Origin of the sequence: Actinoplanes derwentensis, from assembly GCF_900104725.1 — a bacterium.
GTDB classification, from domain to species: domain Bacteria; phylum Actinomycetota; class Actinomycetes; order Mycobacteriales; family Micromonosporaceae; genus Actinoplanes; species Actinoplanes derwentensis.
Genome location: NZ_LT629758.1, coordinates 3,452,622 through 3,479,205 on the forward strand (window position 1 = coordinate 3,452,622; position 26,584 = coordinate 3,479,205).

The window sequence follows — 26,584 nt, forward strand, 5'->3', positions numbered from 1 at the left end:
GTCCAGGGCGTCCAGGCCCGGAGCCAGCATCGGCTTCGACGGTAAGGGCGCATCTTCGGCGGCTGTGGACGTGGCGTGCCAGCATGACGGCTAGGTGGCCGCATTCTCAGGTTCGGGGGAGCCGTGACTGATCGCCGTACCCTCATCCGGGCCGGAGGCCTGCTCGCCGGAGGCCTCGCCGTCGGTGCGGTCGTCGCCGAGTCCGCCCGGGCCGACTCCAACGGCGCTGACCTGCCGTTACTCACCTGGCATGCGGCTCTGGCCGGTCGGCGCTGGTCGCCCGCGGTGGTCGCGGTCCTCGGTTCCTCCACCAGCGAAGGGGTGGGGGTCAGCGCTTACGGGCGCGGTTATCCACACCTGCTCGCCGACAATCTGCGGACCGCACATCCGGTGGCCGGGGCGGTCGGCGGGGACAATTACGTCGCGGCTTGGGGCACGACCGGGATCAACGGCTGGCCGGTCCAGTCCACCGGCGAACGGGTCAAGTCGGCCGGCTGGGGCCTGAAATCGCTGACCCAGTCCGCCGGGCAGAACGCCACCTACACGTTCCAGGGAACCGGAGTCGAAGTCTGGTTCTCGGCACAACCCGGCGGCGGTAGTTTCTCGGTCACCATCGACGGTCTGGTCCACGCCGCATCGATCGGCGCCGAAGCCGCCTCCCTCGACCGGAACGCGCGCTGGATCTCACCGGCACTCCCCCGAGGTTCCCACACGATCGTCGTCACCTGCCTGGCCGGCCCGGTCAGCCTGCACGGTTTCGCCACCTCCGACGGCGACGAGAACCGTGGCATCCGCCTCTACAACGGCGGCCACGGCGGCCGGACCAGCGGCGACTTCGCCGACGGCGTGTCGTCGTGGGCGCCCCGGTTGCGCAGCATCCAGCCTCACCTGGTGATCCTGCAGCTGGGCGTCAACGACTGGCGCATCAACGTCCCCGCCGCCACGATGAAGACCAACTTCAAGACCATCATTGCGGCGGTACGAAGGACCACCGACACCTCACCGTCGTTCGTCATCTACGGCTCCCCACGGGTCAACGCCGGCAGTCCCCGCCAGGACTTCGCCCTGTTCACTCAGGCCTGGCAGGAACTCGCCGCCGAAGACACCGGCGGCCCCGGAGGCGCAAGCGCCGTCGCGTACTTCGATCTGGCCGCCCGCCAGCTCTCCCCCACCACCGACAACACCCTGCACCTCTACAACAACGACCGTCTACACGTGACCGACCGGGGAGCCGCCTTCACCGCCGACGCCTTGGCCACGTTCCTGTCCCCCTGACCCCCGGCCCCACCCTCTGATCAGCTTGTAAGGCCTTTCCCGGGTTTTGTGACATCCCAGCGTGCCATTCGGTGTGACCTTCTCCGCATGATCGACATTACCGACCTCATGGGCGTTCCGGACGGCGGCGAGAGATACTTTCCTCATGCGAGGACAGATACATTTATTCAGCCGATCCGACATCTCCAAAATGCGCGACCGGACCGCCTCACGCAACCATTCGGCAGGCCGCGAAGAGTTTCGCCGCGATCACGCCAGACGGCGCGCTTGGGGCTTGAAACGCCGCCATGCCGAACGCCTGAAATACCTACAGGAGAAACGCGACCGCCAGAAGGCCAGCACACCAGAACAGGCCCCCAATCCCCAAACCCCGACGGCCCGATCCCCAACCTCCCAGCCCCAGGTCCCGGCTTTCCGGGCTTCCGAGCCGCGTCGATCAAGGCCGGCCACGCGCCCGCCGAAAGCGCGCACCCTTCCCTCCACCGCTCAACGGCCGCCACGAACTTCCCAAAGCAGACCACCAACCACCTGATCGAATCCATGCACCGCCGACCCGGCACCACGATAAGCCGGGTCGGCATACCGGTTTCAACCAACCCCCGCCACCGGAAGGTCCGGTCACACCTTATGCGAGGTGGATATTCTCAGTAGCTTGTTCGACCTTACCTCCGGGATTTTCCTGATCGACTACTGTTTCCCGGAGGAATTTCCGCTCGCGGGCATTTCCGTTCCACAGTGCCGCCGTTCTCCAGCGTTGCCGTTCGCTGACATTTCCCTTTCGCGAACTGTTGGCAGGGTGCTGCTATTGGGGGCGGTGGCGGCGGAGCCAGGCTGCCTGGCCGCCGTCGATCAGGAGATCGGTGCCGGTTATGTAGAGGGAACCCGGGCCGGTCAGGAACGCTACGGCCTCGGCTACCTCACCCGGGGTTCCGGTTCGGCCGGCACCGCATGCGTCGAGCATGGCCATCATGTGGTCGCCTGACGAGGATTCCTGTTCGGCCTGGGCCATCGGGGTGGCGACGACTCCGGGGCTGATCGTGTTGATCCGGGCGCCTCGGCGGTTGTAGGTCAGGGCTGCCGCCTGCACCCGGACCTGGTTGGCACGCTTGGCCAGGATGTAGGCGGAGACCGAGTTGCCATCGAAACCGGTGACCACTTCGAGAGACAGGAGTTCTTCAGCGGGAGTCAGCGCCAGTGCTTGCTCGACGTCGGGGCTGAGCTGGGCATAGTGCCCGGCCATGCTGGCTACGCAGACCACCGATGTCGCACGGGTGACGACGGGTTCGAAGGCGGCGATCAGGTAGGCGGTACCGGCCAGGTCCACCTCCATGATCTTCTGCACGGTCGATGTCGCGGCTGAGACTCCGGCGGTGTGCACGACCGCGGACAGGCGGCCCTCAGCGGAGGCGAGGGCGGCCAGTTCGTTCACCGACTTCTGGTCGGCGATGTCGGTGACCTGGCCACGGGCGTCATATCCCTCGGCGCGCAGAGCGCTGACGGCACGATCGAGGTGATCGGGGAAGGCGTCGGCGAGGATCACCGTGCGCCCGCTGCCGATCCGGCGGGCGACGGCCGCACCCATACCACCGGCACCGGTGACGACCACGACATCGGTAGGGCTCATGAGGACTCCTTGACGAGAGTGTCGACCGGGGACACCGGCGGCCCGGAAGAGGCCGTCGGGCTGCCGGACACGGGGACGGAGGTGGAGGCTCCCGGGGAAACGGACATTGGGACGGCGTCGGTCCACGTGGCAGCGGAGGCGATGTGCTGGCGCCACGGGCGTAGGGCCTTGGGTGGCATGCCGACCGCCAGGGCGCCGACCAGACGGTCGTTCTTGCGGTAGACGGCCAGGAAACGCCGGTCGGCGAGGGAACCGTCGACGATCTCGACCTGGTCGTGGTCGCGGAGGTAGCCGTAGGCGTGGATCTTCATGTCGTACTGGTCGGACCAGAAGTACGGCACCGGCGTGAACGGCTTGCCCGCGCCGGGATGGAGCAGGTTGCGGGCAGCGGCCATGCCCTGTTCGGCGGCGTTGGTCCGGTGTTCGATCCGCATGGTGACGCCGAACAACGGGTTGTACCAGCGAGCCACGTCCCCAGCCGCGTACACAGCGAGGTCCACGACCCCGCCGGCAGGCGAGGCGGCGGCAGGCGAGGCGGGATCTGTGAGGGCGGCGGGGATGGCGGCGCAGTACTGGTCGCAGAGGATGCCGTCGGTCAGGGTTAGGCCGCTTCCTTGCAGCCATTCGGTGTTGGGGTGGGAGCCGATCGCTACCAGGACCTCGTCGGCTTCGATCGTCGTGCCGTCGGACAGGGTCACGCCCTGGGCGGTGACGGCCGCTACCGAGACGCCCGTTCGCAGGTCGACGCCGTGTTCGCGGTGGGCTTCGGACAGGATACGGCCGATCGGCTCGCTGACGGCGTGCGCCAACGGGACGGGAGCCGGTTCGAGCAGGGTCACCTCGCAGCCGAGGCTTCGGGCCACGGCGGTCGCCTCCGCGCCCAGGAAACCAGCGCCGACCACGACCAGGCGGCAGCCGGGGATGAGGCGTTCGCGCAGGCGCAGGGCGTCGTCGACGGTTCGCAGTACGTGAGCGGGGTGGCCGGGGAGCTTTCGGGGGCGTACCCCGGTGGCGATTATCAGCGCGTCGTAACCCAGCGCCGGCCCGGCGGCGGTCCGCACCACCCGGTTCTGGGTGTCGAGGGCGGTGGCTCTGGTGGACAGGTGCAGGTCCAGGTCGAGGCCGGCGAACTGTTCCGGGGTGCGCAGGAGCAAGCGGTCGGCGTCCCAGTCCGAGGAGAGGATCTGTTTGGAGAGCGGCGGACGGTCGTACGGCGGGGAGGTCTCCTCGCCGATCATCGTGATGACACCGGGGAAGCCTTCCCGGCGCAGGGTTTCGGCGGCGACGATCCCGGCCGCCGACGCCCCGACGATGACGATCCGCTCCAACGGCGCGGCGCTGGAAGAGGAACAGCGGGGCGGCGATGGGTCGCCGGGGGTGGGGCGGGTCACTGGTCGGTCAGGCGGATCGCTGCCGCGGGGCAGACCGCTGCGGCCTCACGTACCGCCTCGTGCTGGTCCTCGGGTGGGGTGGCGTCGAGCAGGATGGCCACGCCGTCCTCGTCGCGCTGGTCGAAGACGTCGGGGGCGACCATCGCGCACTGGCCGGCCGCCACGCATTTGGGCTCGTCGAACTCTACTTTCATCGTCTTCTCCTTCACCAGGTGACGGGCAGTGACTTGAGGCCGTAGGCGACGCCTTCCATGGCGAACTCGACCTCTTCGAACGGCACCGCGAGCGCGAGTGTGGGGATCCGGCGGTAGAGGGTGGAGTAGACGACCTGCAGCTCGACGCGGGCCAGCGACTGGCCGAGGCACTGGTGGGCGCCGTAACCGAAGGCGTGGTGGGAGCGGGCCGGGCGGGTCAGGTCGAGCTGGTCGGGTTCGGGGAACGCGGCGGGGTCGTAGTTGGCGCCGGCGAGTTCGAAGATGACGCCGTCACCGGCTTTGATGGTGGTGCCGTGCAGTTCGATGTCCTCGACCGCGATGCGGCGGATGCCGGAGTGCACGATCGTCAGGTAACGCAGCAGTTCCTCGGCGGCGTTGGCGACGAACTTCGGGTCGTCGCTGTTGTCGCGCAGCAGTTCCAGGGCGGCGGGGTTACGGAGCAGGGCGAGCGTGCCGAGGGAGATCATGCTGGCGCTGGTCTCGTGGCCGGCGATGAGGATGGCGCTGCCCATGACGACCGCTTCGGCGAAGGTCATCTCGCCGGCTTTGACACGAACGCCCATTTCGGAGAGCACGTCGTCAGCCGGGTCCTCGATCTTGCGGGCGAGGAGAGCGCCGAGGTATTCGCCGAGACCCTGACCGGCTTGCTCGCCGTCGTCGGGGTCGGTGTCGTGGCTGATCGCGCGGCGGCTGGCGGCCTGGAAGAACTCGTGGTCCTCGTAGGGGACGCCGAGGATCTCGGTGATCACCAGGGTCGGCACCGGCAGTCCGATGGCCTGCACCAGGTCGGCGGGGTTGGGTCCGGCGAGCATCTGGTCGACCAGACCGTCGATGACGCGCTGGATCTGCGGGCGCAGCGCTTCGACCCGTTTGACCATGAAGGGCGCATTGACCGTACGGCGCAGGCGGGTGTGTTCCGGCGGATCGGTGTTGACGATCAGTTCCGGGATGTGCGGCGCCATCGCGGCCCGCGACTTGGTCATGTGCGGGTAGCCGGGCTTCTTCTCGTCGATGCTCAGTCGCGGGTCGTTGAGCAGGTCACGCTGGTCGGCGTGCCGGGTGAGGAGCCAGGGTGTGCTGCCGTCCCAGATCCGCACCTTGCTGACGGGTTCCGCCTCGCGGATCGCGGCTGCCGGAGCGAACGGGCAGGTGGCCTGGCGTGTCATCGGATAATAGGGAGTGTCAGACATGCCCGCTATGCAACCAACGTGTACTGACGTGAGCCGGACACGAACCTGACAGAACCCTGACGTGACTCAGGTCACACGCTAGAGCGAGCCGAGTCGATACCCGAAACCGCGTTTGGTGTGGATCAACGGCGGCCCGGCGAGATCCACTTTCTGCCGCAGCCGGGAGATTAGCCGCTCGATCGCGTTGTCCCCGCGTGACTCGCCCCACACGCTGCGGGACAGCTGCTCCTTGGACAGCACCCGGCCGGCGTTGACCAGCAGGTGACGCAGCATCCGGTACTCCGCGGGAGTCACGTCGAGCTGCCGCTCCCCGCGCCACGCCTGATAGACCACCTCGTCCAGGGTCAGGTCGCGATACCGCAGCTCCGGCTGCCGTAACTGCACTCGCACCCGGGCCAGCAACTCGGGGATCCGGCAGGGTTTCGTCACGTAGTCCTCGACCTCGGTGCCCAGCTCCGGCACCAGCGTGTCCAGGGCCTCGCACGTGGTCATGCAGATGATCGGTGGCCGCTCGGCGAGCACCGGCCGGTGCCGGGCCAGGTCGTAGAGATCGGGGATCTCCATGTCCACCACGATCAGGTCGTAGTGCCGGGCCAGCAGTTCCGTCATCGCGTCAGTGCCGGTGGCGACCGGGGTGACCTGGTAACCGGCCGCCGACAACCGCACGGCCACCGACTCCCGCAGGTCGACGTCCGGGACGCTCAACAGCACACTCTGTTTGACCACATCGACAAGCATGCCGCTGATCGCCCGGCGCCGCGTCATCCACCCGCGGTATGTGGAAAGAGGCAGAATGGGCCCGTGACTGACACTGCGGTGGCCGACGTGATGACGGAGCTGGCGGCGCTCGCGGACCCGAAGGCACTCGTGATCAACCAGCGGAACGGCGACGATCACGCGGTCAATCTCGGGGCGCTGCGGGCACTCGCGAAGCGGCTCAGAATCCAGCCGGAGCTGGCGGTTCGGCTCTGGGCGACGGGGGATTCGGCGGCCCGGCTGGTGGCGCTGCTGATCTGCCGACCCAAGGGGTTCACCAGGGCGGACCTGGATCGCATGCTCCGGGAATCGCGCATACCCAAGGTGCAGGACTGGCTGGTCAACTACGTGGTGAAGAAGAGCCCGCACGCCGAGGACCTGCGGGTGGCCTGGCTCGCCGACGCCGATCCGGTGGTGGCGAGCGCCGGGTGGGCACTGACCGTCGAGCGGGTGGCGAAAAGACCGGACGGGCTAGACCTGGACCGGCTGCTCGACACGATCGAGACGGAGATGAAAGCTGCTCCGGACCGGCTCCAGTGGGCGATGAACCACTGCCTGGCCCAGATCGGGATCTCGCACGACGGCCACCGCGTGCGGGCGCTGGACATCGGCGAACGGCTGGCGGTGCTCAAGGACTACCCGACGCCACCGGGCTGTACTTCCCCGTACGCGCCGATCTGGATCTCGGAAATGGTCCGCCGTCAGGCGGCAGGCTAGAAATTCGGTTGCTTGGGAGGTCCACGGATCCAAAAAATCAACGCCATGAGCGGTACGCCGACCAACGCCCGCAACGTCGCGGCCCTCGGAGCGCTGATGCTGGCGGCGTTCTGCTATCTGACCGTGGAGGTCCTGCCGGTCGGGCTGCTGCCGGTCATCGCTGAGGACCTCGGGGTGTCGCTGTCGGCCGTCGGGATGCTGGTCACCGGCTACGGCCTGACCGTGGCGATCTTCTCGCTGCCGCTGACCCGGCTGCTCCGCGGTGTCCCGCGCCGGCACCTGATCACCGGGCTGCTGATCGTGTTCGTGGTGTCCACCGCGGTCACGGTCACCGGCGGCGGCTATCCGGTGTTGCTCGGCGGCCGGGTGGTGACCGCGCTGTCCCAGTCGGTGTTCTGGGCGGTCGCCGCGCCCGCCGCCACCGCCCTGTTCGCGCCCCGGCTGCGGGGACGGGCCGTCGCCGCGGTGTTCGGTGGATCGTCGCTCGCCCCGGTGCTGGGCGTGCCGGCCGCCACCTGGCTCGGCCAGCAGGCCGGCTGGCGGGTCGCGTTCCTGGCCGTCGCCGGGCTCGCCCTGGTCGCGACGGCCGGAGTGGCGCTGCTGCTGCCGACCAGTTCGCCCGGCGCGGGTCACGCCGCGGTCGGTTCGGCACCCGACCCGCGATCGTTCCGGCTGCTGCTCGTCGTCGTCGCGATCACGATCACCGGCGTGTTCACCGCCTACACCTATCTGACGCCCTACCTGACCGAGGTGGCCGGATTCGCCGCCGGGTCCGTCAGCTTCATTCTGATGGCGTACGGGGTGGCCGGGCTCGGTGGTGTGGCAGTAGCGGGCTACCTGTCCGATCGGGCGCCTCGCACGTCCGTACTCCTGCCGGTGGGTCTTCTCGCCGTCATCTCGCTGGGTCTCTGGCTCGCCGCCCACCAGCAGGCCGCGGTGATCGTGCTGGTGTCGCTCTGGGGTTTCGCCCTGCCGCAGGTGCCGTCCGCGTTCCAGAGTCGCGTCCTGGTGATCGCGCCCGGAGCCACCGACATGGCGTCGGCCATGCTGTCGTCCGCGTTCAACCTGGGTATCGCCGGTGGCGCGGCCCTCGGCGGGGCACTGCTCCCCCACGGTGGGGTACGCGGTGACTACCTGATCGGCGGGCTGCTGGTGGCGGTCGCGTTCGCGGTGCTGGCGATCTTCTCCAGACCCGTTCGGGGCACCGCTTTGGCACCCGTGACAGCGGTGGAGAAAGATGTTCCGGGTGAATCCCGTAGGCCGTGGCCGTAGAAAGCAATCGTCTCGCCGATCCGGTGGACAGCAGGTGCTGCGCACCGTGGCACCCGCCCCCGAACCGTGCGACTGCCCCGGCTGCTCCGGCGCCGAACTGGACCCGGCCGCACTGATCGACGACCTGATCGACGGCGGCGCCACCCTGCTCGGCATCGAGGACCCCCTCGAGGCCGAACTGTTCGCGGCCAACCTGCTCGCCCTCGGTAACCAGGCCGGTGAAGGCTTCGCCGAAGCGCTGGCCGGCGGCATCATCCCCGCGCTGGAGGAGATCGGCTCCCCGGAGGCGCTCGCTGTGCTGCACGCGGTCGCCGCGCTGGAGGAGGGCACGGCCGCCGCCGACGCCGCCGCGCGACTGACCGGGTCCGGGGTCCCGTCCCCCGGCTGGGCCGCCGAACTGCGCCAGCCGGTGGAGGCCGAGGTGTTCCTACGGTTCGCCGACACCGGCGAAAATCTGTCGGTACTGGTCGCCACGTTCTCCCGGGCCGGCCGCTCGCACGGCTTCTCGGTCAACGTCGTGCACGGTGACTGCCATTCGGCCACCGAGATCCTGCTCTTCCCCGGCACCGTCCTGGACCAGGTCATCGACATGATCCAGAACAACGAGGGCGCCCGCGACCTGGTGATCACCCGCTCGTCACCGGACCCGGAGTCGTTCCGCTGGGAGACCGAACGCGCCCTGAACGCCCGCGCCGACCACGACCAGGACACCGACGAACCCGCCGAAGCCGACCCGGCCGACGAGGAATCCCCCGACTACCACCTGTCGGCCGAGCTGCTACGCGCCCGCCTGCGCCTGCTCCCGGCCCCGTCCCGCCCACCGGCCCGACACGGCGACTGACCCCCGCTGTGGTGGTGGCTCCTCCGTCGAGCCACCACCACGGCGAGGTTCGGGAAGCCGCCACCGCGACGAGGCCGCAGAGCCACCACCGCCCGTGCGGATCAGGCGGTGACCTCGGTCAGGTCCCGGATGATCTCGGAGACGGCCACCGGGTCGAGGGAGTTCAGCGTGAGTTCGCCCTTGTCTCGCCACCAGCTGCCGGCACCGTCGTACAGCACCACCGACTCCAGTTTCTGGTCGGGGAAGTAGGTGACCTCCCCGACGGAGACACCGGGCTCGATGTGGATCGCGACGACCCGGCCCGGAGCGATCGTCTTCTCGATCACCGACTGGACCCCGCCGTCCTGTGGGGATTCGCGTCGCCAGCCGCGCCGTTCCAGTGCGAGCAGCTTGGTCGTCGGCACCTGGACACCTTCGAACCGCCGCAATCTGGCGCCGTCCGCCTCCGCCGGGGTCAGCGTAAAGGTGGCCCGTCCGAGCTGCGGAAACGGCTGCAGGATCTCGTAGTCGGCGAACACCTCGGCCCACCCGGCAGCCGCCACCGGATCCAGCTGGAGCGAATGCGCGATCCCGACGATCTCGTCGTCGCCGAGGGTGGCCGGTTCGTCGTCGACGGTAGCCAGGGTGCGGTCCTCGGCAATCCGCAGCGAACCCGTGACCGTGCCACCGACGCCACCACCGCCGTCGTCGAAGCGGGCCCACACCAGTCGGCGGACGATGTGCCAGAGCAGCGGATGACCGGCGAACAGTGCCCGGAACTCGGCGCCGGTCCAGCGACGGCCGGTGACCATCGCCTGTTCCAGACGGCGGACCTGCTCGGACGCGACCGTGCGTACGTCCTTCTTCAGTGCGGCGAACCGCTGGTAGGAGGCGGTAGCCAACTCCGTGTCGTCGCGGACACCCGGCTTGGGCAGCGTTTTGAGACGTTTCCCGGACTCGTCGGTGACGTACGGCCGCAACTGCTCGTCGAACCCGACCACGAACCGACGCGGGCCGTAGTCGAGCCGCAGGCTGCCGTCGGCGTCCAGCCCGAAGTCGGGGACCAGCCGGTCGGCGAGTTGCTCACTGGTGAGCCCGAGACCGTCGGCGACCTCGTCCATCTTGGCGACGGCCGCCGTCTTGAGGCCCTTGAACCTGGCCCGCTGCGAAATCCGGTGCAGGTGCATGAGGGCGACATCGGTGCCGATCGCGGCGAGCACGGTCACCCCGCTGACCGCCTTGGCATGGCCACCCTCACCGGGCCAGGCCAGGATCAGCGGGGCGAGACGGCGGACCGTATCGTCGTCACCGATCAGCCCCAGCGCGTCGAGAGCCCAGTTCTCCTTGGCGACGGCTCCCGCCGACTGCCACTGCTGAAACAGTGCCCACCCGAACTCGGCGAGGTCAGCCGGTTCGACAGCGTCACGGACGATCTCCACACCGGCGTACGGATCACCGGGCTTACTGATCATCAGAATGGTCACCAGATTGCCGGCGGCGTCGGCCGGCAGCACCCCGGAACCGTCCCGCAACCGCACCGGTGGCAGCAGCGCGGGAGCCGCCCAGGCCGGAATCACCGGCATCCGTGCCGGCAACATCGCCAGCGGATCAGTCGCCAGCAGCACCTCAACCCCGGCGGCGACTCCAGCCCGAAGCCCCGCAACGTCATCGGCCGGGAGACCCGCGACGTCTGCAGCTCCAAGATCCACACCGGCGTCGGCCCGGGGATCTGCGCCGACTCCGGCTCCGAGACCCGCGACGCCCGGAAGGCCGAAAGCCGAAACGGCGGCCCGAATGTGCTCGGTATGGCCGTTGGCGTGCAGAGTGAGCAGCGCCCGCTCGGCCTGCCGGCGCTCGGTGCCCGCCTTCCCCAGCGCGGCCGGGATCAGCGCCCGAGCCGCCTCCGCCGGATGCCGCAGCAGCCACGCGAGGGCGATCCGGCGCGCCGCCTTGAGCCGGGCCAGCCAGTCCGCCATCTGCACGGCCACCTCGGGCGAGGAGAACGGCATCAGCAACGGCCCGTACTCCACCGGATTGACCCGGGCAGCGGTCAACAGCACCGGCGTCGCGTCGGCGCCGAACCGCACACCCGTCAGCCGCAGCCCGGCGGTGGCATCCCACAGGTAGCGCGGATTCCACCGGGTGAGGACCGGGCGAACGATCTCCTCCGGCGCCTGGGTGAACAACGCCGTCGCATGGGCCGACGGGGCCCGGTCGTCGACGATTCGCTCCGCGAGTTTCGCCCAGTCGGCCCCGCTGTAGGGGCCGGTGGCCGCCGGAGTCCGGGCCCACTGCTCCCGCTCATCCGGCAGCCAGCTCACCGACGGCTCGTCCGCGCAGGTCAGCCCGGTGATCACCGGGGGTTTGCCGGTCTTGGCGCGACGCTGCCACGGCGGTTCGGCGAGAACACCCGGCAGCGCCGACACCGGCGCCGCCACCACCGTGGCGGCAGCACTCACGATGGCCTCGATCCGGGCGGCAGCCGCCGGACTCAGTCCGGGCCGGACCTGCTCGACCAGGTCGAGGTGGCCCAGCACATGGGTGTGCAGCAGCTCGGCGACAGCCCGTTCGCCGCCGTGCTCGGCCAGGATCCGCATCGCACGGGACGGGAAACGGGTGGCCGCGTCCAGCAGCGCCGGTCTCACGTTGCGGACGGTGATCCGCTCGACCAGACCGCGCATCACCTCATCACCGGGCAGCGTGGCCAGCACCGACAGCAACCAGCGCTCGACAGCCACCCCGAGGAGGCTGACGTCCCGGTCGTACCACCGGAACATCGCCGGTGCGGCCGCCGCACCCAGCCCGTCGACCAGCGAATACACCGCACCGTGCCGGCGCAGCAGACTCCAGTGGTTGGTCAGCCCGGCCAGCGCCTCGGCCTGTTCGCCCGTGCCCGCGGCGTAGATCAGCATGCCGGCCCGGACCGCGTCGGCACCGGCGACCGCCGCCGCCACGTCGGGCTCCACCCAGTCGGCTCGCGGCACCAGTACCGAACAGGCCACCCGGGTCTCCGGCAGCCCGGACCGGAACGGCTCCAGCGCGGCCTGCACCTGCTCGAACTCCTCCTCGGGCGCCGCGGCCAGCGCGGCCCGGACCCGCAGCAGGATCCGGAACGGGGCGTCGGACCGTCCGGGTGGACTCGACTCACCGGGCTTCAGGTGGCGCACCCCGCGCGTGGCGCTGGCCCAGTACCGATGGTGTGGTGGGGCGGTGTCGTCGAGGACCACCAGCGACATCAGCTCCACCGCGGCCACCGCGGCGAACGCCAGGTCACGCTCACTGATCCACAGGTCGGCGAACCTCACCATGTCCTCGGAGTGAGCCATCTGGCCACTGGCCAGCAGCATGGCGATCGCGGCCGCCCCGAGCGGCGGCGCGTCCCGGCTGTCGTGCCGCCAGGCCAGCGCGGCGACCCGAACCGCTTCCTCGGTGGTGCCGGCGTCCAGCATCCCGGTCACCTCGCCGGGGTCCGTGCCGGCCAGAAGCCGCTGGACCAGCGCGCGGGCCTCCGGATCGGGGACGAACGGCTTGACCCCCACACTGCCCCGCCGTGGCGTCCGCTGTTTCAGCCAGACCGGCGGGACCACCAACGTGGCCTCGTCGACAACCTCGAACCGCTGCATTTCCAGCCCTCACCCACGCATGCCGACATCACCCCCGGCGACCGTCGTCGATCGCCGAGGTGCCACGCACGCTATCGCCCGGGTACGACAAAACCTGAGGACCGCCGACGACGGTACGAGGTCAGAGCGCCACCGGATAGATCTCGGTCCGGGCGACGGCCGCGTCTCTCCGCGCCGTCATCGCCGTCCGGCGTTCGTCGGCCAGGAACCCGTCGTAACCGGCCTGGCCGCCGAATTCGATCAGCTGGATCTCGGCCGGTGCGGCGTCGGCGGCGCCGGGAAGCGTGCGGGCGCGTTGCAGCAGCCGCCCGTCATGGTCGGCGAGCAAGGTCAACACCGCGTTCTCGTACGCCTCCAGAGCCTGCTCCTGGCCCGGCCGCGCCCACAACAGCACACATAGTCGAATCGTCACGCCGCCATGCGTACCGGCAAGTGGGTCTTGTCGTTGGTCAAGCGGCGTGACCGGTCTGGGCCGCATGCGCTATCGCCCGGCGCAGCACCGACACCGACACGGTCAGATCGCCGGCCATCTCGGTGAGGCCCAGTTCGATCCATTCCCGGACCAGCTGCGAGTACGGCACTCCGGCCTGGTCGGCGGCGGCCCTGATCCGCTGGGCCAGCATCGGCGGCACCCGGATGCCGAGCGGCACCATCGGCTCGGCATCCGGCACCGGCGGGGCCTGCACCGGAACCGACTCGTGGTAGGTGACGTCCCCGGCCGCGAACGCCGCCGCCGCCGCCGAGATCTGATCGTCGTTGTATTGAACGCTCATGATTCGTCCGCCTCCCAGGTCTTGAACCGCACCAGTTCCTCCGGGGTCATCTCACGGGCGCCGATGATCTGCTGCCGATGCCCGCCGAGCAGCCGAACGGCCACCACGAGCGGCCGGCCGTCCCCGGTGCGCCCACTGATCGTCAGGAAGTGCACACCGGCGCTCTCCGCGGCCAACGGCAGTCGCCGCTGCGCCGAGAGCACCTGGGTGACCTCCTGCGATTCGATGTCGCGCAGCCGGGCCAGCGCCTCCGTCAGCCATTCATACCCCACTTCGCCAGCGTAAGACGTTCGTCAGACGCCGTCCAACCCCGTACCGGCAAATCCGGCGAACCGATAGCCTGACCGCATGCCGGAAACGTTCGTGCGGGGTGAGGTCGTCTACCTGCGACATTGGCAGCGGGACCGGCTGGGGATGGTGGTTCCGCAGCGAGTGGTCGAGGACCGCGGTGACGCGGTGGTGCTGTGGGTGGCGGCCGGCACCCGGGGCTGGCATTTCAACATGCCGGACGGGCGGGGCATCACCGCGACGCCGCTCCCGGAGTGGTCGTCGTCGGAGCGGGTGCCCGCGCCGCACACGATCGGTCACGGGGCGCTGACCTGGGTGCCGCGCGGGCGCGACTACTCGATTCGCTGGTTCTTCACCCCGGAGGGACATTTCTACCGGTGGTACGGCAATCTCGAAGCGCCGTCGGTGACCTGGCGGGACGGCGACCTGGCCGGGGTCGACACCACCGACTGGGATCTCGACGTGGTGATCGATCCGGACCGCACGTGGCGGTGGAAGGACGAGGAGGAGTTCGCCGACCGGCTGGCGATGCCGGACTCCTACTGGGTCGACGACGAGGACCGGGTGCGCCGGGCCGGCAAGGAGATCGTGGCGCTGGTCGAGGCGGGCGCGTTCCCGTTCGACGGCACCTGGTGCGACTTCACCCCGGACCCGTCCTGGCCGGCGACACCGGGCGACCTACCACCCGGCTGGGACCGGGGGCGGCCCGCCTGACCCCCGCCGGGGTTCGGCACGGTTCCGGCGGTCTCAGGTTCCGGCGGGCGGGATGGGGTCGGCCACCGGAAAGGTGACGACCATCGCGACTCCGGGGTCGCGGGCCTCGGCGGAGGCCTGCCCGCCGTGGGCGGCGGCGAACTGGCGGACGATCCAGAGCCCGAGCCCGACCCCCTGCGCGCCCTCGGCGGCGAACTGGCTGAACAGGCGCGGGCGCAGGGTCTCCGGGATGCCGGGACCGTGGTCGCGGACTTCGAGCCGGTCGAACGCCCCGTCCCGGACCACACTGACGATCACCGGTGCTTTCCCGTACCGCAGGGCGTTGGTGATCAGGTTCAACAGGATCTGTTCGAAACGCTGTTTGTCGACGTAGAGGGTGATGTCCTCACCGACGTCGGCACGCACGTCGACGTCGTCGCGAACGTACGATAAAGCGTCTTCGACCAGGGCATGTGCCGGATGGTGGGCGCGGTCGAGTTTGAGTTCGCCGGAACTGTCGATGCGGTGCACGTCGAGCAGGCCGTCGGCGAGGCGGGCGATGCGGGCGGTCTGGCGCAGGCCGGCGTCCAGCATGCGGGCGCTCTGGCCGGTGGCGGTCTCGCGCAGTTCTTCGAGCACCACGCGTACGGTGCTCAGCGGTGCCCGTACGTCATGGGCCAAGGTGTTGATCATCGCGGTCCGCCACTGCTCGATCCGGGCCAGCCGGAGCCGGTCGTCGCGCAGGTGGCGAGCCTGGGCCTCGATCAGGAACGCGACGGCGAGCGCGGCCGGCAGCAGGATGAACGCGCTGCCGAGGATGATCGGCGGCTGGTCGGTGATGATCAGCGGTACCAGGTAGGCGACCGTGGCCGGCAACGCGTAGGCGCCGAGGATCCAGCGCGGGAAGTGCAGGGCGGACCAGGCGTACAGCAGCACCAGGAACGGCCCGGTCCCGGTCGCGACCCCACCGAACGACCAGGTGGAGAGCCCGAGCACGGCGAACGCGCCGAGTCCCGCCACGGCCGGCGAGTGCGGGTGCAGCCGCTCCCACGGCACGAGCAGCGTGACCAGGGCCAGCGCGGCGTCACAGAGGGCGACGACGAGCAACCGGCCGGAACCTCCCGGGTCGTTGAGAATGCCGAGCAGCGCCAGTAGCCCCGCCACGGCGAGGAGGACACCAGCTTGCCGGGCCGCAGCTCGCGGCCCGGTTCCCAGCAGTCGAAGCGGGCCGTTTTGCACAGTTTTCTGAGCATATAGCGTCAGTGTTTGAGCAGGCCCCCGACCCGAACCGCATCGACGTGCCCGGTCACCGGAAGCTCCCGGGCCAGCGCCAGACCGATATCGACCAGCGACGACCGGGGCCGGCCGGGAACCTCCGCGACCGGGATCCAGGCCGGTTCGGTGGTGTCCCCGTTCAGCTCGCCCCGCAACGCGCCGCCGACGATCCGAACCTGGTAGAAGACTCCGACGTTCTGATGGTCGCCGACCCCGGGCCCCAGCCGTTCCGCCTCCGGGACGACCCGCGAATCGACGCCGAGAAGCCGCTCCACCACCGCTTCGTAACCGGTCTCCTCGGAGACCTCCCGGGTCACCGCGTCGAACGGATCCTCCCCCGGCTCGACACCACCACCGGGCAGGGTCCAGTGCCCGCCTTTGAACCGGGTGATCAGCACCCGCTCGTCCTGGATACACACCGCGTACGCGGCCAGTCGCCGACTCACCCCGCGACCCTATCTGCTCTACATTGCATTGATGACCGCCGGTGAGATAGCGGTGATCGGGTCCGGGATCGGTGGACTGGCAGCGGCGATAGCCCTTCGGGCCAAGGGCCTTTCCGTTCGTGTGTACGAGCAGGCCGGCTCCCTGTCCGAGATCGGCGCCGGGGTGTCGCTCGGTGCCAACGGCATGCGGGTCCTCGACGCTCTGGGGCTGGGCGGGCCGGTCCGTGCGGTCTCCAGCAACCTGGCCCGCATCTGTTTCCACCACTGGCGGACCGGTGCCGTCGATTACCAGCATCCGATGGGCGACTGGTACGAGCAGCGGTTCGGCGGCCCGTTCCTCGGCATCCACCGGGCCGACTTCCACCGGGTGCTGCGGTCCGCCTTCGACAGCCTGGTGCACCTGAACCACCGCTGCACCGGCATCCGGGAGACCACCGACGGCGTGCAGATGCTGTTCGCTGACGGCTCCAGCACCCGGAGATGGTCGCGTGGATTCACGGCTCCGACGCCGTCAGCGACCGGTGAGGAGCCGGTCGGGCCAGCTCGTCACGACCGCCGTCACTTCACGGCGCCGCTGGTGATGCCGGAGATGATTCGGCGCTGGGCTATCGCGAACGTGACGATCAGCGGGAGGCTCATCAGGAGTACGTAGGCGAAGATCAAGTGCCAGTTGTTCAGGTACAAGCCGGCGCTCGCCACCTGGAACAGGTTCAGCGGCAGGGTGTCGACGCGGCCGCCGATGACGAAGAAGGCGTAGAACACGTCGTTCCACACGTACAAGCAAATGAGGATCGTCGCTGTTGCCAGCACCGGGCGGAGCAGTGGCAGGACCACGCGACGGAAGACCGCGACCGGGCCGGCGCCGTCGATCTGGGCGGCCTCCTCCAGCGACGGCGGGATGGTGCGGACGAAACCGGTGACGAAGAAGATCACCGTGGACAGGTAGATGCCGACGTAGACGCCGATCATGCCGGTCACGGTTCCGGCCAGGCCCAGCTGGCGCAGCAGCAGGACGACGGTGACGACGGCCGGGGGCAGGATGATGCCGCTGATGCCGAGGGCGTAGAGGACCGCGGTCAGCCGGGATGTGCGCCGGGCCAGCACCCACGCCGCCATCGAACCCAGGATCAGCACGACCGCCACGGTCGGCACCACGATCAGCAGGCTGCCGAACAACGCCGCCGGAATGTCCGCGTCGACCCACACCTGACGCAGGTTCTCCCACAGGTGCCAGGTGGACGGCGGTGACAGGTCGGGGTCGACGGCCTCGCCCTGGGACTTTCCGGCGGTGGCGACCACCAGCCACAGCGGCACCCCGATGACGGCCGCGACCAGAAAAAGCGCGACGAAAGGTTGCAAGCGGCGGGTCACAGCACCTCCTCCCTCTTGCGGAGCACGTAGATGACCGGGAACGCCATCAGCGCCACCAGCAGGAACAGCATCAGGCTCATGGTGGTGGCCTGCGCGAACAGTCCCTGGCCGAAGGTCCGGTAGATGAAGATGTTCAGGATCTCGGTGGTCCGGGCGGGGCCACCGCCGGTGGTGGCCTGCACGATGTCGAAACCGTTCATCGAACCGAGCAGCGCGGTCGCGACGTTGAACGTGACGGCCGGTGCCAGCAGCGGCACCCGGATCCTCCAGAAAGCCGTCCAGCGGGACGCCCCGTCGATGCTCGCGGCCTCGGTCACGTCGAGCGAGATCGTCTTCAGGCCGGCCAGGTAGATCAGCATGGACAGCCCCATCCACTTCCAGGCGTGGATCAGCGCGACCACCACGATCGTCCAGGTGGTGTCGGCCAGCAGCGTGGTGCCTTTGAACAGCGCCTGGAAGATGTAGCCGACGGCGAGCGCCGACATCAGCACCGGGATCAGGAAGAACGTGCGGGCGATCCGGTTGACGACCGTGTCGCGTTCCAGCAGCACGGCCAGCAGGAAACCGAACAGGTTCTGAAAGACAGCGACGAGAACCGCGTAAACGAGGGTGATCCGCAATGCCCGGAACAGGGTGCCGTCCGAGGTCAGCTGGCTGAAGTTCTCGAAACCGACCGGGTTGATCGCGGCTTTGAAACCGGACCAGTCAGTGAACGCATAGATGAAGTTGAAGACGGTCGGCAGGAAGAAGAAGACGAGCAGCAGCCCGTACGCCGGAGCCAGGAACCAGAGGGGGTGGGTGCGCCGGTTGATGGTCCCCGGCGCACCCGTAACCAGAGTCGTCACTTCAAGTAACCGGCGGCCTTCGCGAGCTGTTCGAACTGATCCTGGGTGGCCTTGGCTACCTGTTCCGGAGTCATCGTTCCGGCGATCATGTCGGCCAGGTTGATGTAGAGGTCGGGGTTGGCGACGGCCAGGGCCTGCATGGATCCGACCGCGGTCGGCAGAGAGGCATGGACGTCCAGGAGCGCCTGGGGTACGCCGGCAGGGCTGGCGACCGCGGGCTGCAGCGAGATGGTGTTGCGGTCGGTGACGAAGCCCTGGTAACCCGGGCCCATCCAGTAGGCGAGCAGCTGACGGGCGGCCGCCTCGCGCTTGGTGTCGCCGGTCTTGAACGCGACGAGGGCGTTGGACTGGTCGGGGATGAACGTGCCGACGTTGCCGGACGGCGAGATCGGGAAGAAGCCGATCTTCGTGTTCAGTGTGGCGGTGTCGGACTTGGCCTGGAGCTGTCCGAAGAACGAGTTAACCTGCACCGCCATTGCCGCTTTACCGTCCAGCAGAGCCGTACCCTGATCCTCGAATTTCGCGGTCTTGATGTCGCTGTTGAACAGCCCCTCCTTGATCAGCGAGTCGTAGGTCGCGATGGTCTTGACCACGTCCGGGTCGGTGAACTTCGCCTGACCGGAATTGATCCGGTCCCACAGCCCGGCCTTGGCGGCGTCGGCGAGTTGCACCTGCACCCACCATTGGGTGGCCCAGCGGTCGGCGCCCATCTCGTAGAACGGCGTGACCCCCTTGGTCTTCAGCGTCCGCGCGACGGTGACCATCTCGTCGAAGTTCTTCGGCGTCGCGGTGATGCCCTGGGCAGCGAAGACCTCCTTGTTGTAGTACACCCCCTCGACGGCCGGGCTGGTGATCAGCGCCGCGTACCGGGTGTCGTCGAGCAGCCCGGTGATGTCCTTCAGCGCCGGATCCAGCGAGGACAACCACGGCGCGCCGGTCAGCGGCTGCAGGTTGGACTTGGCGTTGATCGCGGTCAGCATCGAGGCGGTGGGCTGCCAGAACGCCAGGTCCGGCTTATCACCGGTGGCGACCTTGGTCTGCACACTCTGCTCGTACGGGTCGGGCACCGTGACGATCTCGACAGTCGCGCCGGTGGCCTGCTGGAATCCGGCGACGACCGCTTTCGGGACGGTGTTGCTGTTCTGCGCGGCCCAGATGGTGAGCTTGACGCCGTCCAGTTCGGCGACCGGATCGGCCCAGGTCACGGCACCCGTACCGGTGCCGCTGTCGGAGGCGGAGGGGTCGGAACAGGCGGTGAGGCCCAGGGTGAGGGCCGCGCCCAGTGCTATCCAGCGTTTCATGGCGATCCTTATCAGGAGGTGCGGATCCGGAGGATCCGCGCGGCGTGCGGTGCGGAGGAGGCGGTGGTGGTCACGGTCAGCGAGCCGGTTTCGCCATTGATCTGGTACGCCCATTCAGGCAGCTGCCGCGGATACAGCACGTCGATGTCGGCTGTTGACACGTCCAGGTCCAGTTCGACCGAGTCGGGGGCCCCCGCGCGCCGCCAGATCCCCAGGTAGAGGGTGTCCCCGGTGCGGAGTCCGAGCGCGAGCCAGGTGTCGTCCCAGCCGGGCAGCCCGAGCGGCCACACCGGCACCGCGGTCGCCAGGTCGCCCCGAATCGAACGGAAGACCTCGACCCCGTCACGCACGGAACCGAACTGTCCGGGCGACATCGTGTCCAGCCGCCCGGAGAGATACAGGCGCCCGAGCAGGCCCGTGCACATCGTGAAGGCGATCTCCTCGTCGCTCATCTCCGGCTGCGGATAGGCCCAGCTGGCGGCCTGTTCCGGCAGGATCGCAAGGGGTGCCGAGACGGCGATCGGCGGGTACTTCGTGAAGTCCTGCTGGTCGCTTGTCGACTGGAGCTGCATCCGGCTGAGCAAGGCGTAGTCGGCGCGCATCCCGCCGGAGGCACAGTTCTCCAGGATCAGCCCCGGGTGCCGCTCGAACAGCCGGTCGAGCCAGTCCAGGTGAGCCCGGTTGTGGTCGAGCAGTCCGGCGCCGGGGCTGGCCACGGCCAGGTCGGTACCCGTACCCGGATCGATGTTGTAGTCGAGTTTGAAATAGCCGACACCGAACTGTTCGACGAGGCGGTCCACCACCTCGTCGAGGTGTGCCACGGCCGCCGGATGGCGCAGGTCGAGGTGGTAGCGACCGTGTTCGATCAGCCGCACGCCGCCCCGCTGCAGGAACGCCTCGGCGGGCAGTTTGCCGGCCATCGGGCTGCGGACGCCGATCACCTCGGGCTCCAGCCACAGGCCCGGAACCATGCCGAGTGATCGAATCTGGTCGACGACCTCGCCCAGCCCGCCGGGGAACCGGGTGGTGGACGGCTGCCACTCGCCCACGCTGTCCCACCAGTTGGTGTCGTTGTCGTACCAGCCGGCGTCGATGCAGAACACCTCGGCTCCGGCCGCCGCCGCCGCGTCGATCAGCGGCAGCAGTTTCGCCGTGGTCGGGTCGCCCATCAGCGTGTTCATGTAGTCGTTGAAGATCACCGGCAACGCCGCCGCATCCGGATGAGGCCGCCGTAGAGCCCGCCGCTGCGCGGTGAGCGCGGCGGCCGCACCGTCCAGCCCCGACCCGAAACCGATCGAGGCGGGCACCGTGGTGAAGGACTCCCCCGGCAGCAGCGACCGCTGCCACTGGTGATCGATGTCGGTCGGCCCGAGCAGGGACAGGTAGGCGCCGTCGAGGCGCTCGCCGGTCTCCCACCGCCACGGCCCGTTGTTCTCCACCTGCCAGGCCACGGCATCGCCGGTCACCCGGTCGACGAGGACACCGGTCGGCTGGTGTGCGCCGGTCGACCAGGTTCCGTTACTGGTCACGGCGTATCGGCCGCGGCCGTCCTGGCCGTGGGCGCGCAGGTTCAGGTCCGGCACGACGTCCCGCAACCTCCGGCGTGTCCATCGGCCCTCACCCAGCCACTCGCTGTCGCCGGAGATCAGGTCCAGGTCGTCGACCCGGCCCAGGCCGATCGCGAGGATGGTGACCCCGAGCAGCAGGATCTGCTCGGGGCCGTCATTGGTGATCGTGGTGGTGGCCTGGAGACCGGTCGACCGGTCCGCCGAACGAAGCTCGACGTCGGCGGTCAGTCCGCTCACGTCGTCACGCAGGCGAACGTGCAACACCTCAAAACAGTCCTCAGCTACGGCTAGCCGTAGCTGACGGCCGATTGTCGTCTCGGAGAACCGGGCGGAGACGTGCCCCCGCCCGGACCCGGCGGTCAGCACTTCTACCAGCGGTTGTGCCGCCCCCGCGCCGAGACGCAGGCTGACCGGTCCGTCGACGGGTGTTTCGAGGACGAACGGTCCCCAGGCCAAGCTCACACTGACTCCTTGCTGAGCGAGATCGACGCGGTAGGCGGGATCAGCCGAGGACGGCGGCGATCTGGATGCGGTCGATGTTCGGCGCGTAGCCCGATGAGGGGTTGCCGAACGTGATCGTGTTGGCGCCGGCCGCCAGGTCCACGTCGACGGTCGTGGTGTAGTAGGTGGTCCAGGCGAGCGTGTTGCGGAAGTAGTGCTTCTTCACCGCCCCGCCGTTGACGCTGATCTCGGCGTACCGGTCCACGATGTTGTTGTTGTACTGGTGTTCGCCGACGACCTCGGCGTTCGCGTACCTGACGACCAGCCGGTACCGGCCGGCCGCGGGCGCGTTCACCCCGTTGAAGCGCAGCGTGTTGGCCGCTCCAGCGCCGATCCACCCGACGTAGTTGCCACCGGATGCGGCGCTGTCGGCGGTCACGACCGCGGTGCCGCCGCGGGTGTTGGCCGAGCTCTCGCTCTCGTACGCGGTGACCGTCCCGGTGGTGGCGGTGAGGTCCAGGTAGTCGAGGTTGACGGCGTCCCGGTCGTCGGTGGCGTAGGCGTTGTACTCGATCCGGTTGACGCCGGCCGGCAGGTACACCTTGGTGGTGACGGTGTTCCAGGTGTTCCAGTCGGCGGTGCCGGGCAGGGCCACGTCGGTCAGGTTGGAGCCGTTGACCCGCAGCCGGATCGACCGGTTGGCCGGTGCCCCGGTGTAGGGGCCGGCGCTGTATCGCAGGCTCAGGTTGTAGTAGCCGTCGGCGGGCGCCGTGACGACGAACTTCGTGGAGGCGGTGGTGCTGCCGCCGTACCCCTCGGTGAAGTAGGTCCCGGAGTAGCCGGTGCCGGTGCCGTAAGTGATCTTCGCGGTGCCGCCGAGTACCGCGTATTCGGCCTCGTGACGGCTGCTCAGAGCCGTGGACCGGTCGGTGTTCGGGGTCAGGACCACGTGGTATGCCGACGTGCCCTTGAGCCCGGTCAGCGGAATCGTCACCTGACCGCTGCTGGCGGTGAAGTCACCTTCGGTCACCACGTACGGTCCGGTGGACGGGTTGAGACCGGAGCCGTCGACACCCCAGACGGTCGCGTGCACGGTCGTACCGAGGTAGCTGGGAATGCCTTTGACCTGGACGTTGGTGTCGTACGTACCGGAGGCCGGGTTGTTGCCGCCGAGGATGATCCGGGCCTGTTTCTTGGTGGCGTCGACCGCCGCGAGCCCTTGCAGCGAGCCGCCGGACGACGGTGGGGTGACGGCGACAGTGTTGCCGGTCAGGTCGCCGTACCACTTGTAGAGCCACCACGCGCCGGTCGCCTGGTTGTTGCGGGTGACCAGGTCGTTGAGCCCGCCGGCGGTGGTCCAGTAGGCGAGGCAGCCGTCGACCTTGCTGTTCTCGAACTTGGCCACGAACTGCACCAGGTTGCCGGGCACGCCCAGGTCACCGGAGGAGCGGCCGTACTCGTTGATGCTGATCGGCCGGGCGCTGATGCCGAGGCTCGTCTCGATCGCCCGGTAGTCGTCGTAGTGCTGCTGCCAGCTGCTGTAGAAGTCGTCGCCGAGTTCGTGCCAGGCCATCACGTCCGGCAGGACGCCGTTGTCGCGGGCGTACGTCAGGAAGGTCCGCAGGTCGGCCGACCGGTAGGCGGCGAAGCCGGGCCCGGCGATCCGGGCGCTCGGGTCGATCGAGCGGATCCGCTGGTAGACGGTCTTCCAGTCGGCGAGCAGACCACTCAGGTTGCCCGCGTACCAGATCTGATCGGGTTCGTTGAAAGGCACATAGACATAGGAGCTGCGGTACGGGTCGGCAACGACCTTCCGGGCCTGAATGTCGACCTTGGTCAGGTAGTCGGCGATACCGAGGTTCTCGTACGGCCACTGCTGGTAGACGTCCTGCATGTAGATCTGGATGTCGCGTCCGCCGGCGCGTTTGAACATCGGCGCGATCCGTAGCGCGTCACCGTTCGGGTGCTGCAGCCCGTCCGGCGCTTTCTGCGCGGTGACCTGGGGTTTGAGCGCTGCGAGCATGGTCTCGTTGGGGATGCCCTCGTCGCCGAGGCCGTACAGGAAGCCGGTGGCGCCGTAGCGCAGCGCTCCGGTGCTGGTGGCCAGGTCGAACGAGATCTGGGAGGGTGCGGCACTGGCCGGCGGCGCGGTCAGCAGGGAGGCGGTCGTGGTGGCTACCACCGCGATGGCGAGCTTTCGTCTCATGGCGCTCCTCGTTTCGAGGGAGGGGGATTTTGACGCCTGTCCATGTGACCGGTCACACGCGTTGAGGACAGGACCAGTGTGACCGGTCACACCGGTGAACGGAAAGGGTGTGTTACGTTTTTGTTACTTCGCCGCACCGGCAGCCGGTGCGGCCGTCGATTCCCGCACCACCAGATGCGGCACCTGCGGACGGGTCACCGGCACCCCGGCCAGCTCGGCCACACACGCCCGGCCCAGCCCCAGGAAATCCATCCGCACCGTGGTCAGAGCCGGCGTCCAGAAAGCCGCGGACGGCACATCGTCGAAGCCCACGATGCTCACCTCGCCCGGCACGTCACGGCCCGCCTCGTACAGCGCCCGCCGCACCGCCAGAGCCGTGTCGTCGTTGCCACAGAGGATCGCCGTGACCAGCGGATCCCTGGTCAACTCGGCAGTCGCGGCGAAGGCCGAACCCACGTCCCAGCCCGCTGCCACTATCGCCGGAACCTCCCGGCCCGCCGCGGACAGCGCCTCCCGCCAGCCACTCTGCCGGGCACTCGCCCGCGCCTCCGACGGGATCGCCACGTGATGCACGGTTCGGTGCCCCAGATCGAGCAGATGCCGGGTCGCCTCGGCCGCCGCCGCCCGCTCGTCCAGGAACAGCATCGACCGGTCACTGCCCGGCAACCCGCCCGCCTCGGTCGCGGCCACCACCGGCACCTTCGACGGCAGCGCCCGCAACACCGCCGCACCCGCCGGGTCGAACGCCACCACCACCACACTTCCGGCGCTCGGGTCGCTGAGGTGGTCCACGGCCTGCCGCACGTCGGCGGGATTCTCCGACTCCACCACCCGCACACCCACCGCCAGGCCCAACTGCCGGCCGGCCTCCTCGACACCCTGGAGGACTCCCGCGTACCCGTACAGGGTCGTGTTCGACGTGACCACGGTGACCGCGTTAGCCCGCCCCGAACCGAGGGTCTGCGCCGCCCGGTTAGGGCTGTACCGCAACAGCTTCATCGCGTCGAGCACCTGCTGGCGGGTCTCCGGCCGCACTCGCGGTGAGTTGTTCAGCACCCGCGACACGGTCTGATAGGAGACTCCGGCCGCCGCCGCGACATCCCGGATCTGCGGCCGGCCCTCACTGTTGTCCACTCGACTACCTATAGCAGGGCCGCAGGATCACCGGCGCCGGGTACCGGCTTCGTGCCACGCGCGCCTTCAGCTTGCCCGGCAGTGCCGAGATCCTTCATAGACTGCCGCGAAATCCGGCCCCACCTGGGAGGACGCTGTGCCGGCTCCAAAAGTCCGATGGTTCGTCACCGTACTGATCGCCATGGTGATCCTGGGGGTGGCGGCCGGGCTGTCTCTGTCCCGGGCCCGCGATTCCGCCACCGGTGCCCAACGCGGGGCCGATGGCGTGTCCCCGCGTGAGGTCTCCGAAGTCCCGCTTCCGGGGCCCGGCGCTTCGATTCCCGCGTCCATGGCGGCCGAGCCGGCATCCGGTAAACCGGTCTCCTCCGCCCGGCAGCCGAAGACCACGAGAACAGCGAGCGTACGAGGTCCGGTCATCGTCACGTATCACGTGACGCAGAAGCCGACCTGCCCGTCCGGAACCGATCAGGCGCGACTCGACGGGCAGCCGGTCGTCCTCGGGTGGACGGTCACGGGAGCGAAGCAGACCACCCTGTCCGTCGACGGGCCCGGCGTCTACGCCACCTACGCCGCCGAGGACACCGCCACGATCAACTTCCCGTGTGGCGGGGACCCGGGCGGCGAGCAGACCCACACCTACACGCTTGCGGTCGCCGGCCCCGAGGGCACCGAGTCGAAGACCCTGACGGTGACGGCCCGCGTCAACCCGTCGGCGACCACCTGAAGCTGAAAACGGCCGCAGGGCAGCGTCACGCCGGTTCGGGGACCGGCGGTGCCTCGTCCGGGACGGGCTCGGCGGGCACCGGCTCGACCGGGATCGGCTCCACCGGAGGCGGCGGCAGCGGGTCCGGGCTGTCCGGCGACAGTTCGCCCGGATCGTCCGGAATCGGCGCGCCGGGATCCAGCGGCGGGTAGCGGTCCGGGTCGACGGGGGTATCCATCGTCGTCATGAAGACCGGGGTCATGGAGATCGGAGTCATGACGATCGCACTACCCCACCCCGGATGGCCACAAACGGTCAAGCCCGGTCGCGGCGTCGCGTGAACCACACCCCCAAGCCGACCGTGACCAGCACGGCAGCGCAGGTCACCGCCACTCCGGCAGCGCCCCAGACCACCATCAGGACCGACAGGCCGGCCCACACCAGCGCGCCGATCACCGCCAGAATGATGATCTGCACCCGGCGCGTGATCATCCGGACCGGCCGGGCGATGCCTGGATCCTCAGCCGCAAGGCGGCCGATGATCTCCTCGAACTCCCGGCGTGTGTCTCTGGTGGACAACTTCCCTCACCACCTATCGGTGCGCGAACCCCGTCCTACGAGGTATACCCCGAACGTGGGGCACTCCCCCATGACACT

The 26,584-nt window shown here is 69.1% G+C and carries 26 protein-coding genes; 7 read left to right on the forward strand and 19 right to left on the reverse strand.

Annotation, left to right across the window (positions count from 1 at the left end):
* The first annotated feature begins 123 nt into the window (after positions 1–123).
* Positions 124–1,275 (forward strand): GDSL-type esterase/lipase family protein, encoded by a 1,152-nt coding sequence (locus BLU81_RS15180; protein WP_157751591.1) that lies wholly within the window; start codon positions 124–126, stop codon positions 1,273–1,275.
* Between the two features lie 802 nt (positions 1,276–2,077).
* Here BLU81_RS15180 and BLU81_RS15185 read toward each other — a convergent pair.
* The 5 genes from BLU81_RS15185 to BLU81_RS15205 form a co-directional block, all read right to left on the reverse strand.
* Entirely contained in the window at positions 2,078–2,899 is an 822-nt protein-coding gene (locus BLU81_RS15185) for an SDR family oxidoreductase (RefSeq protein ID WP_092545268.1), read from the reverse strand.
* A complete protein-coding gene (locus tag BLU81_RS15190) occupies positions 2,896–4,227 on the reverse strand; it encodes an NAD(P)/FAD-dependent oxidoreductase (RefSeq protein ID WP_092545269.1) in 1,332 nt (443 codons plus the stop codon). Before BLU81_RS15190 ends, BLU81_RS15185 begins: the two co-directional genes overlap by 4 nt.
* A 59-nt stretch (positions 4,228–4,286) precedes the next feature.
* On the reverse strand, positions 4,287–4,484 hold the full coding sequence (locus BLU81_RS15195; protein WP_092557110.1) for a ferredoxin: 198 nt from the start codon (positions 4,482–4,484) through the stop codon (positions 4,287–4,289).
* An 11-nt stretch (positions 4,485–4,495) separates the two neighbouring features.
* Positions 4,496–5,695 (reverse strand): cytochrome P450, encoded by a 1,200-nt coding sequence (locus BLU81_RS15200; protein WP_231954554.1) that lies wholly within the window; start codon positions 5,693–5,695, stop codon positions 4,496–4,498.
* A gap of 78 nt (positions 5,696–5,773) precedes the next feature.
* Positions 5,774–6,460: a response regulator transcription factor gene (locus tag BLU81_RS15205; RefSeq protein ID WP_092545271.1), complete on the reverse strand. Its 687-nt coding sequence runs from the start codon at positions 6,458–6,460 to the stop codon at positions 5,774–5,776.
* Between the two features lie 36 nt (positions 6,461–6,496).
* Between BLU81_RS15205 and BLU81_RS15210 the strand changes: the two genes are divergently transcribed.
* Genes BLU81_RS15210 through BLU81_RS15220 form a run of 3 tightly spaced genes read left to right on the forward strand, consistent with a single transcriptional unit; the run spans position 6,497 to position 9,281 of the window.
* Positions 6,497–7,168 (forward strand): DNA alkylation repair protein, encoded by a 672-nt coding sequence (locus tag BLU81_RS15210; RefSeq protein ID WP_231954556.1) that lies wholly within the window; start codon positions 6,497–6,499, stop codon positions 7,166–7,168.
* 45 nt (positions 7,169–7,213) lie between these two features.
* Entirely contained in the window at positions 7,214–8,440 is a 1,227-nt protein-coding gene (locus tag BLU81_RS15215; protein ID WP_092545272.1) for an MFS transporter, read from the forward strand.
* 34 nt (positions 8,441–8,474) lie between these two features.
* Positions 8,475–9,281 (forward strand): hypothetical protein, encoded by an 807-nt coding sequence (locus tag BLU81_RS15220; protein WP_092545273.1) that lies wholly within the window; start codon positions 8,475–8,477, stop codon positions 9,279–9,281.
* A gap of 101 nt (positions 9,282–9,382) precedes the next feature.
* Here BLU81_RS15220 and BLU81_RS48295 read toward each other — a convergent pair whose 3' ends face one another.
* From BLU81_RS48295 to BLU81_RS15240, 4 genes are all read right to left on the reverse strand, one after another.
* The gene (locus BLU81_RS48295; RefSeq protein WP_197686230.1) at positions 9,383–12,883 is read right to left on the reverse strand and encodes a DUF4132 domain-containing protein; all 3,501 of its coding nucleotides are present in this window, start codon (positions 12,881–12,883) and stop codon (positions 9,383–9,385) included.
* Between the two features lie 121 nt (positions 12,884–13,004).
* On the reverse strand, positions 13,005–13,295 hold the full coding sequence (locus BLU81_RS15230; protein WP_092545274.1) for a hypothetical protein: 291 nt from the start codon (positions 13,293–13,295) through the stop codon (positions 13,005–13,007).
* Between the two features lie 37 nt (positions 13,296–13,332).
* Positions 13,333–13,656 carry a hypothetical protein gene (locus tag BLU81_RS15235; protein ID WP_092545275.1) on the reverse strand — a complete coding sequence of 108 codons (324 nt, stop codon included), beginning with the start codon at positions 13,654–13,656 and terminating at the stop codon, positions 13,333–13,335.
* Positions 13,653–13,928, reverse strand: coding sequence for a hypothetical protein (locus BLU81_RS15240; RefSeq protein ID WP_092545276.1), 276 nt, complete (start codon positions 13,926–13,928; stop codon positions 13,653–13,655). Before BLU81_RS15240 ends, BLU81_RS15235 begins: the two co-directional genes overlap by 4 nt.
* A 76-nt stretch (positions 13,929–14,004) precedes the next feature.
* Here BLU81_RS15240 and BLU81_RS15245 point away from each other — a divergent pair, with 76 nt between their 5' ends.
* Positions 14,005–14,658 carry a DUF402 domain-containing protein gene (locus tag BLU81_RS15245; RefSeq protein WP_092545277.1) on the forward strand — a complete coding sequence of 218 codons (654 nt, stop codon included), beginning with the start codon at positions 14,005–14,007 and terminating at the stop codon, positions 14,656–14,658.
* A gap of 33 nt (positions 14,659–14,691) precedes the next feature.
* Here BLU81_RS15245 and BLU81_RS15250 read toward each other — a convergent pair whose 3' ends face one another.
* Positions 14,692–15,801: a sensor histidine kinase gene (locus BLU81_RS15250; protein WP_092545278.1), complete on the reverse strand. Its 1,110-nt coding sequence runs from the start codon at positions 15,799–15,801 to the stop codon at positions 14,692–14,694.
* A 95-nt stretch (positions 15,802–15,896) separates the two neighbouring features.
* Positions 15,897–16,358, reverse strand: coding sequence for an NUDIX hydrolase (locus BLU81_RS15255; protein WP_092545279.1), 462 nt, complete (start codon positions 16,356–16,358; stop codon positions 15,897–15,899).
* A gap of 31 nt (positions 16,359–16,389) precedes the next feature.
* Here BLU81_RS15255 and BLU81_RS15260 point away from each other — a divergent pair, with 31 nt between their 5' ends.
* Positions 16,390–17,010: an NAD(P)-binding protein gene (locus BLU81_RS15260; protein WP_157751592.1), complete on the forward strand. Its 621-nt coding sequence runs from the start codon at positions 16,390–16,392 to the stop codon at positions 17,008–17,010.
* Here BLU81_RS15260 and BLU81_RS15265 read toward each other — a convergent pair.
* From BLU81_RS15265 to BLU81_RS15290, 6 genes are all read right to left on the reverse strand, one after another.
* On the reverse strand, positions 16,917–17,729 hold the full coding sequence (locus BLU81_RS15265; RefSeq protein ID WP_092545281.1) for a carbohydrate ABC transporter permease: 813 nt from the start codon (positions 17,727–17,729) through the stop codon (positions 16,917–16,919). The two genes, BLU81_RS15260 and BLU81_RS15265, sit on opposite strands and share 94 nt — an antisense overlap.
* Complete coding sequence (locus tag BLU81_RS15270) at positions 17,726–18,574, reverse strand: carbohydrate ABC transporter permease (protein ID WP_197686231.1); 849 nt, start codon at positions 18,572–18,574, stop codon at positions 17,726–17,728. Before BLU81_RS15270 ends, BLU81_RS15265 begins: the two co-directional genes overlap by 4 nt.
* Positions 18,571–19,875 (reverse strand): ABC transporter substrate-binding protein, encoded by a 1,305-nt coding sequence (locus tag BLU81_RS15275; protein WP_092545282.1) that lies wholly within the window; start codon positions 19,873–19,875, stop codon positions 18,571–18,573. The genes BLU81_RS15270 and BLU81_RS15275 overlap by 4 nt, the downstream gene beginning before the upstream one ends.
* Positions 19,876–19,886: 11 nt before the next feature.
* Positions 19,887–21,905: a glycoside hydrolase family 36 protein gene (locus BLU81_RS15280; protein WP_092545283.1), complete on the reverse strand. Its 2,019-nt coding sequence runs from the start codon at positions 21,903–21,905 to the stop codon at positions 19,887–19,889.
* 40 nt (positions 21,906–21,945) lie between these two features.
* Positions 21,946–24,090: a carbohydrate-binding protein gene (locus BLU81_RS15285; RefSeq protein WP_092545284.1), complete on the reverse strand. Its 2,145-nt coding sequence runs from the start codon at positions 24,088–24,090 to the stop codon at positions 21,946–21,948.
* A 123-nt stretch (positions 24,091–24,213) separates the two neighbouring features.
* A complete protein-coding gene (locus BLU81_RS15290; RefSeq protein WP_231954558.1) occupies positions 24,214–25,224 on the reverse strand; it encodes a LacI family DNA-binding transcriptional regulator in 1,011 nt (336 codons plus the stop codon).
* A 136-nt stretch (positions 25,225–25,360) separates the two neighbouring features.
* Here BLU81_RS15290 and BLU81_RS15295 point away from each other — a divergent pair, with 136 nt between their 5' ends.
* Positions 25,361–25,948 carry a hypothetical protein gene (locus BLU81_RS15295; RefSeq protein ID WP_092545286.1) on the forward strand — a complete coding sequence of 196 codons (588 nt, stop codon included), beginning with the start codon at positions 25,361–25,363 and terminating at the stop codon, positions 25,946–25,948.
* A 25-nt stretch (positions 25,949–25,973) separates the two neighbouring features.
* Here the strand turns inward: BLU81_RS15295 and BLU81_RS15300 are convergent, their stop codons facing one another.
* Together BLU81_RS15300 and BLU81_RS15305 are read right to left on the reverse strand one after the other, a co-directional pair.
* On the reverse strand, positions 25,974–26,204 hold the full coding sequence (locus tag BLU81_RS15300; RefSeq protein ID WP_231954560.1) for a hypothetical protein: 231 nt from the start codon (positions 26,202–26,204) through the stop codon (positions 25,974–25,976).
* Positions 26,205–26,242: 38 nt separating this feature from the next.
* On the reverse strand, positions 26,243–26,506 hold the full coding sequence (locus BLU81_RS15305) for a DUF3040 domain-containing protein (RefSeq protein ID WP_092545287.1): 264 nt from the start codon (positions 26,504–26,506) through the stop codon (positions 26,243–26,245).
* Between the last annotated feature and the right edge of the window lie 78 nt (positions 26,507–26,584).

Bases quoted from the DNA above. Each gene is read 5' to 3' on its own strand.
- BLU81_RS15195 (WP_092557110.1), bottom strand. From the start codon at position 4,484: ATGAAAGTAGAGTTCGACGAGCCCAAATGCGTGGCGGCCGGCCAGTGC.
- BLU81_RS15300 (WP_231954560.1), bottom strand. From the start codon at position 26,204: ATGACTCCGATCTCCATGACCCCGGTCTTCATGACGACGATGGATACC.
- BLU81_RS15205 (WP_092545271.1), bottom strand. From the start codon at position 6,460: ATGACGCGGCGCCGGGCGATCAGCGGCATGCTTGTCGATGTGGTCAAA.
- BLU81_RS15275 (WP_092545282.1), bottom strand. From the start codon at position 19,875: ATGAAACGCTGGATAGCACTGGGCGCGGCCCTCACCCTGGGCCTCACC.
- BLU81_RS15185 (WP_092545268.1), bottom strand. From the start codon at position 2,899: ATGAGCCCTACCGATGTCGTGGTCGTCACCGGTGCCGGTGGTATGGGT.
- BLU81_RS15200 (WP_231954554.1), bottom strand. From the start codon at position 5,695: ATGTCTGACACTCCCTATTATCCGATGACACGCCAGGCCACCTGCCCG.
- BLU81_RS15285 (WP_092545284.1), bottom strand. From the start codon at position 24,090: ATGAGACGAAAGCTCGCCATCGCGGTGGTAGCCACCACGACCGCCTCC.
- BLU81_RS15245 (WP_092545277.1), top strand. From the start codon at position 14,005: ATGCCGGAAACGTTCGTGCGGGGTGAGGTCGTCTACCTGCGACATTGG.
- BLU81_RS15215 (WP_092545272.1), top strand. From the start codon at position 7,214: ATGAGCGGTACGCCGACCAACGCCCGCAACGTCGCGGCCCTCGGAGCG.
- BLU81_RS48295 (WP_197686230.1), bottom strand. From the start codon at position 12,883: ATGCAGCGGTTCGAGGTTGTCGACGAGGCCACGTTGGTGGTCCCGCCG.
- BLU81_RS15260 (WP_157751592.1), top strand. From the start codon at position 16,390: ATGACCGCCGGTGAGATAGCGGTGATCGGGTCCGGGATCGGTGGACTG.
- BLU81_RS15235 (WP_092545275.1), bottom strand. From the start codon at position 13,656: ATGAGCGTTCAATACAACGACGATCAGATCTCGGCGGCGGCGGCGGCG.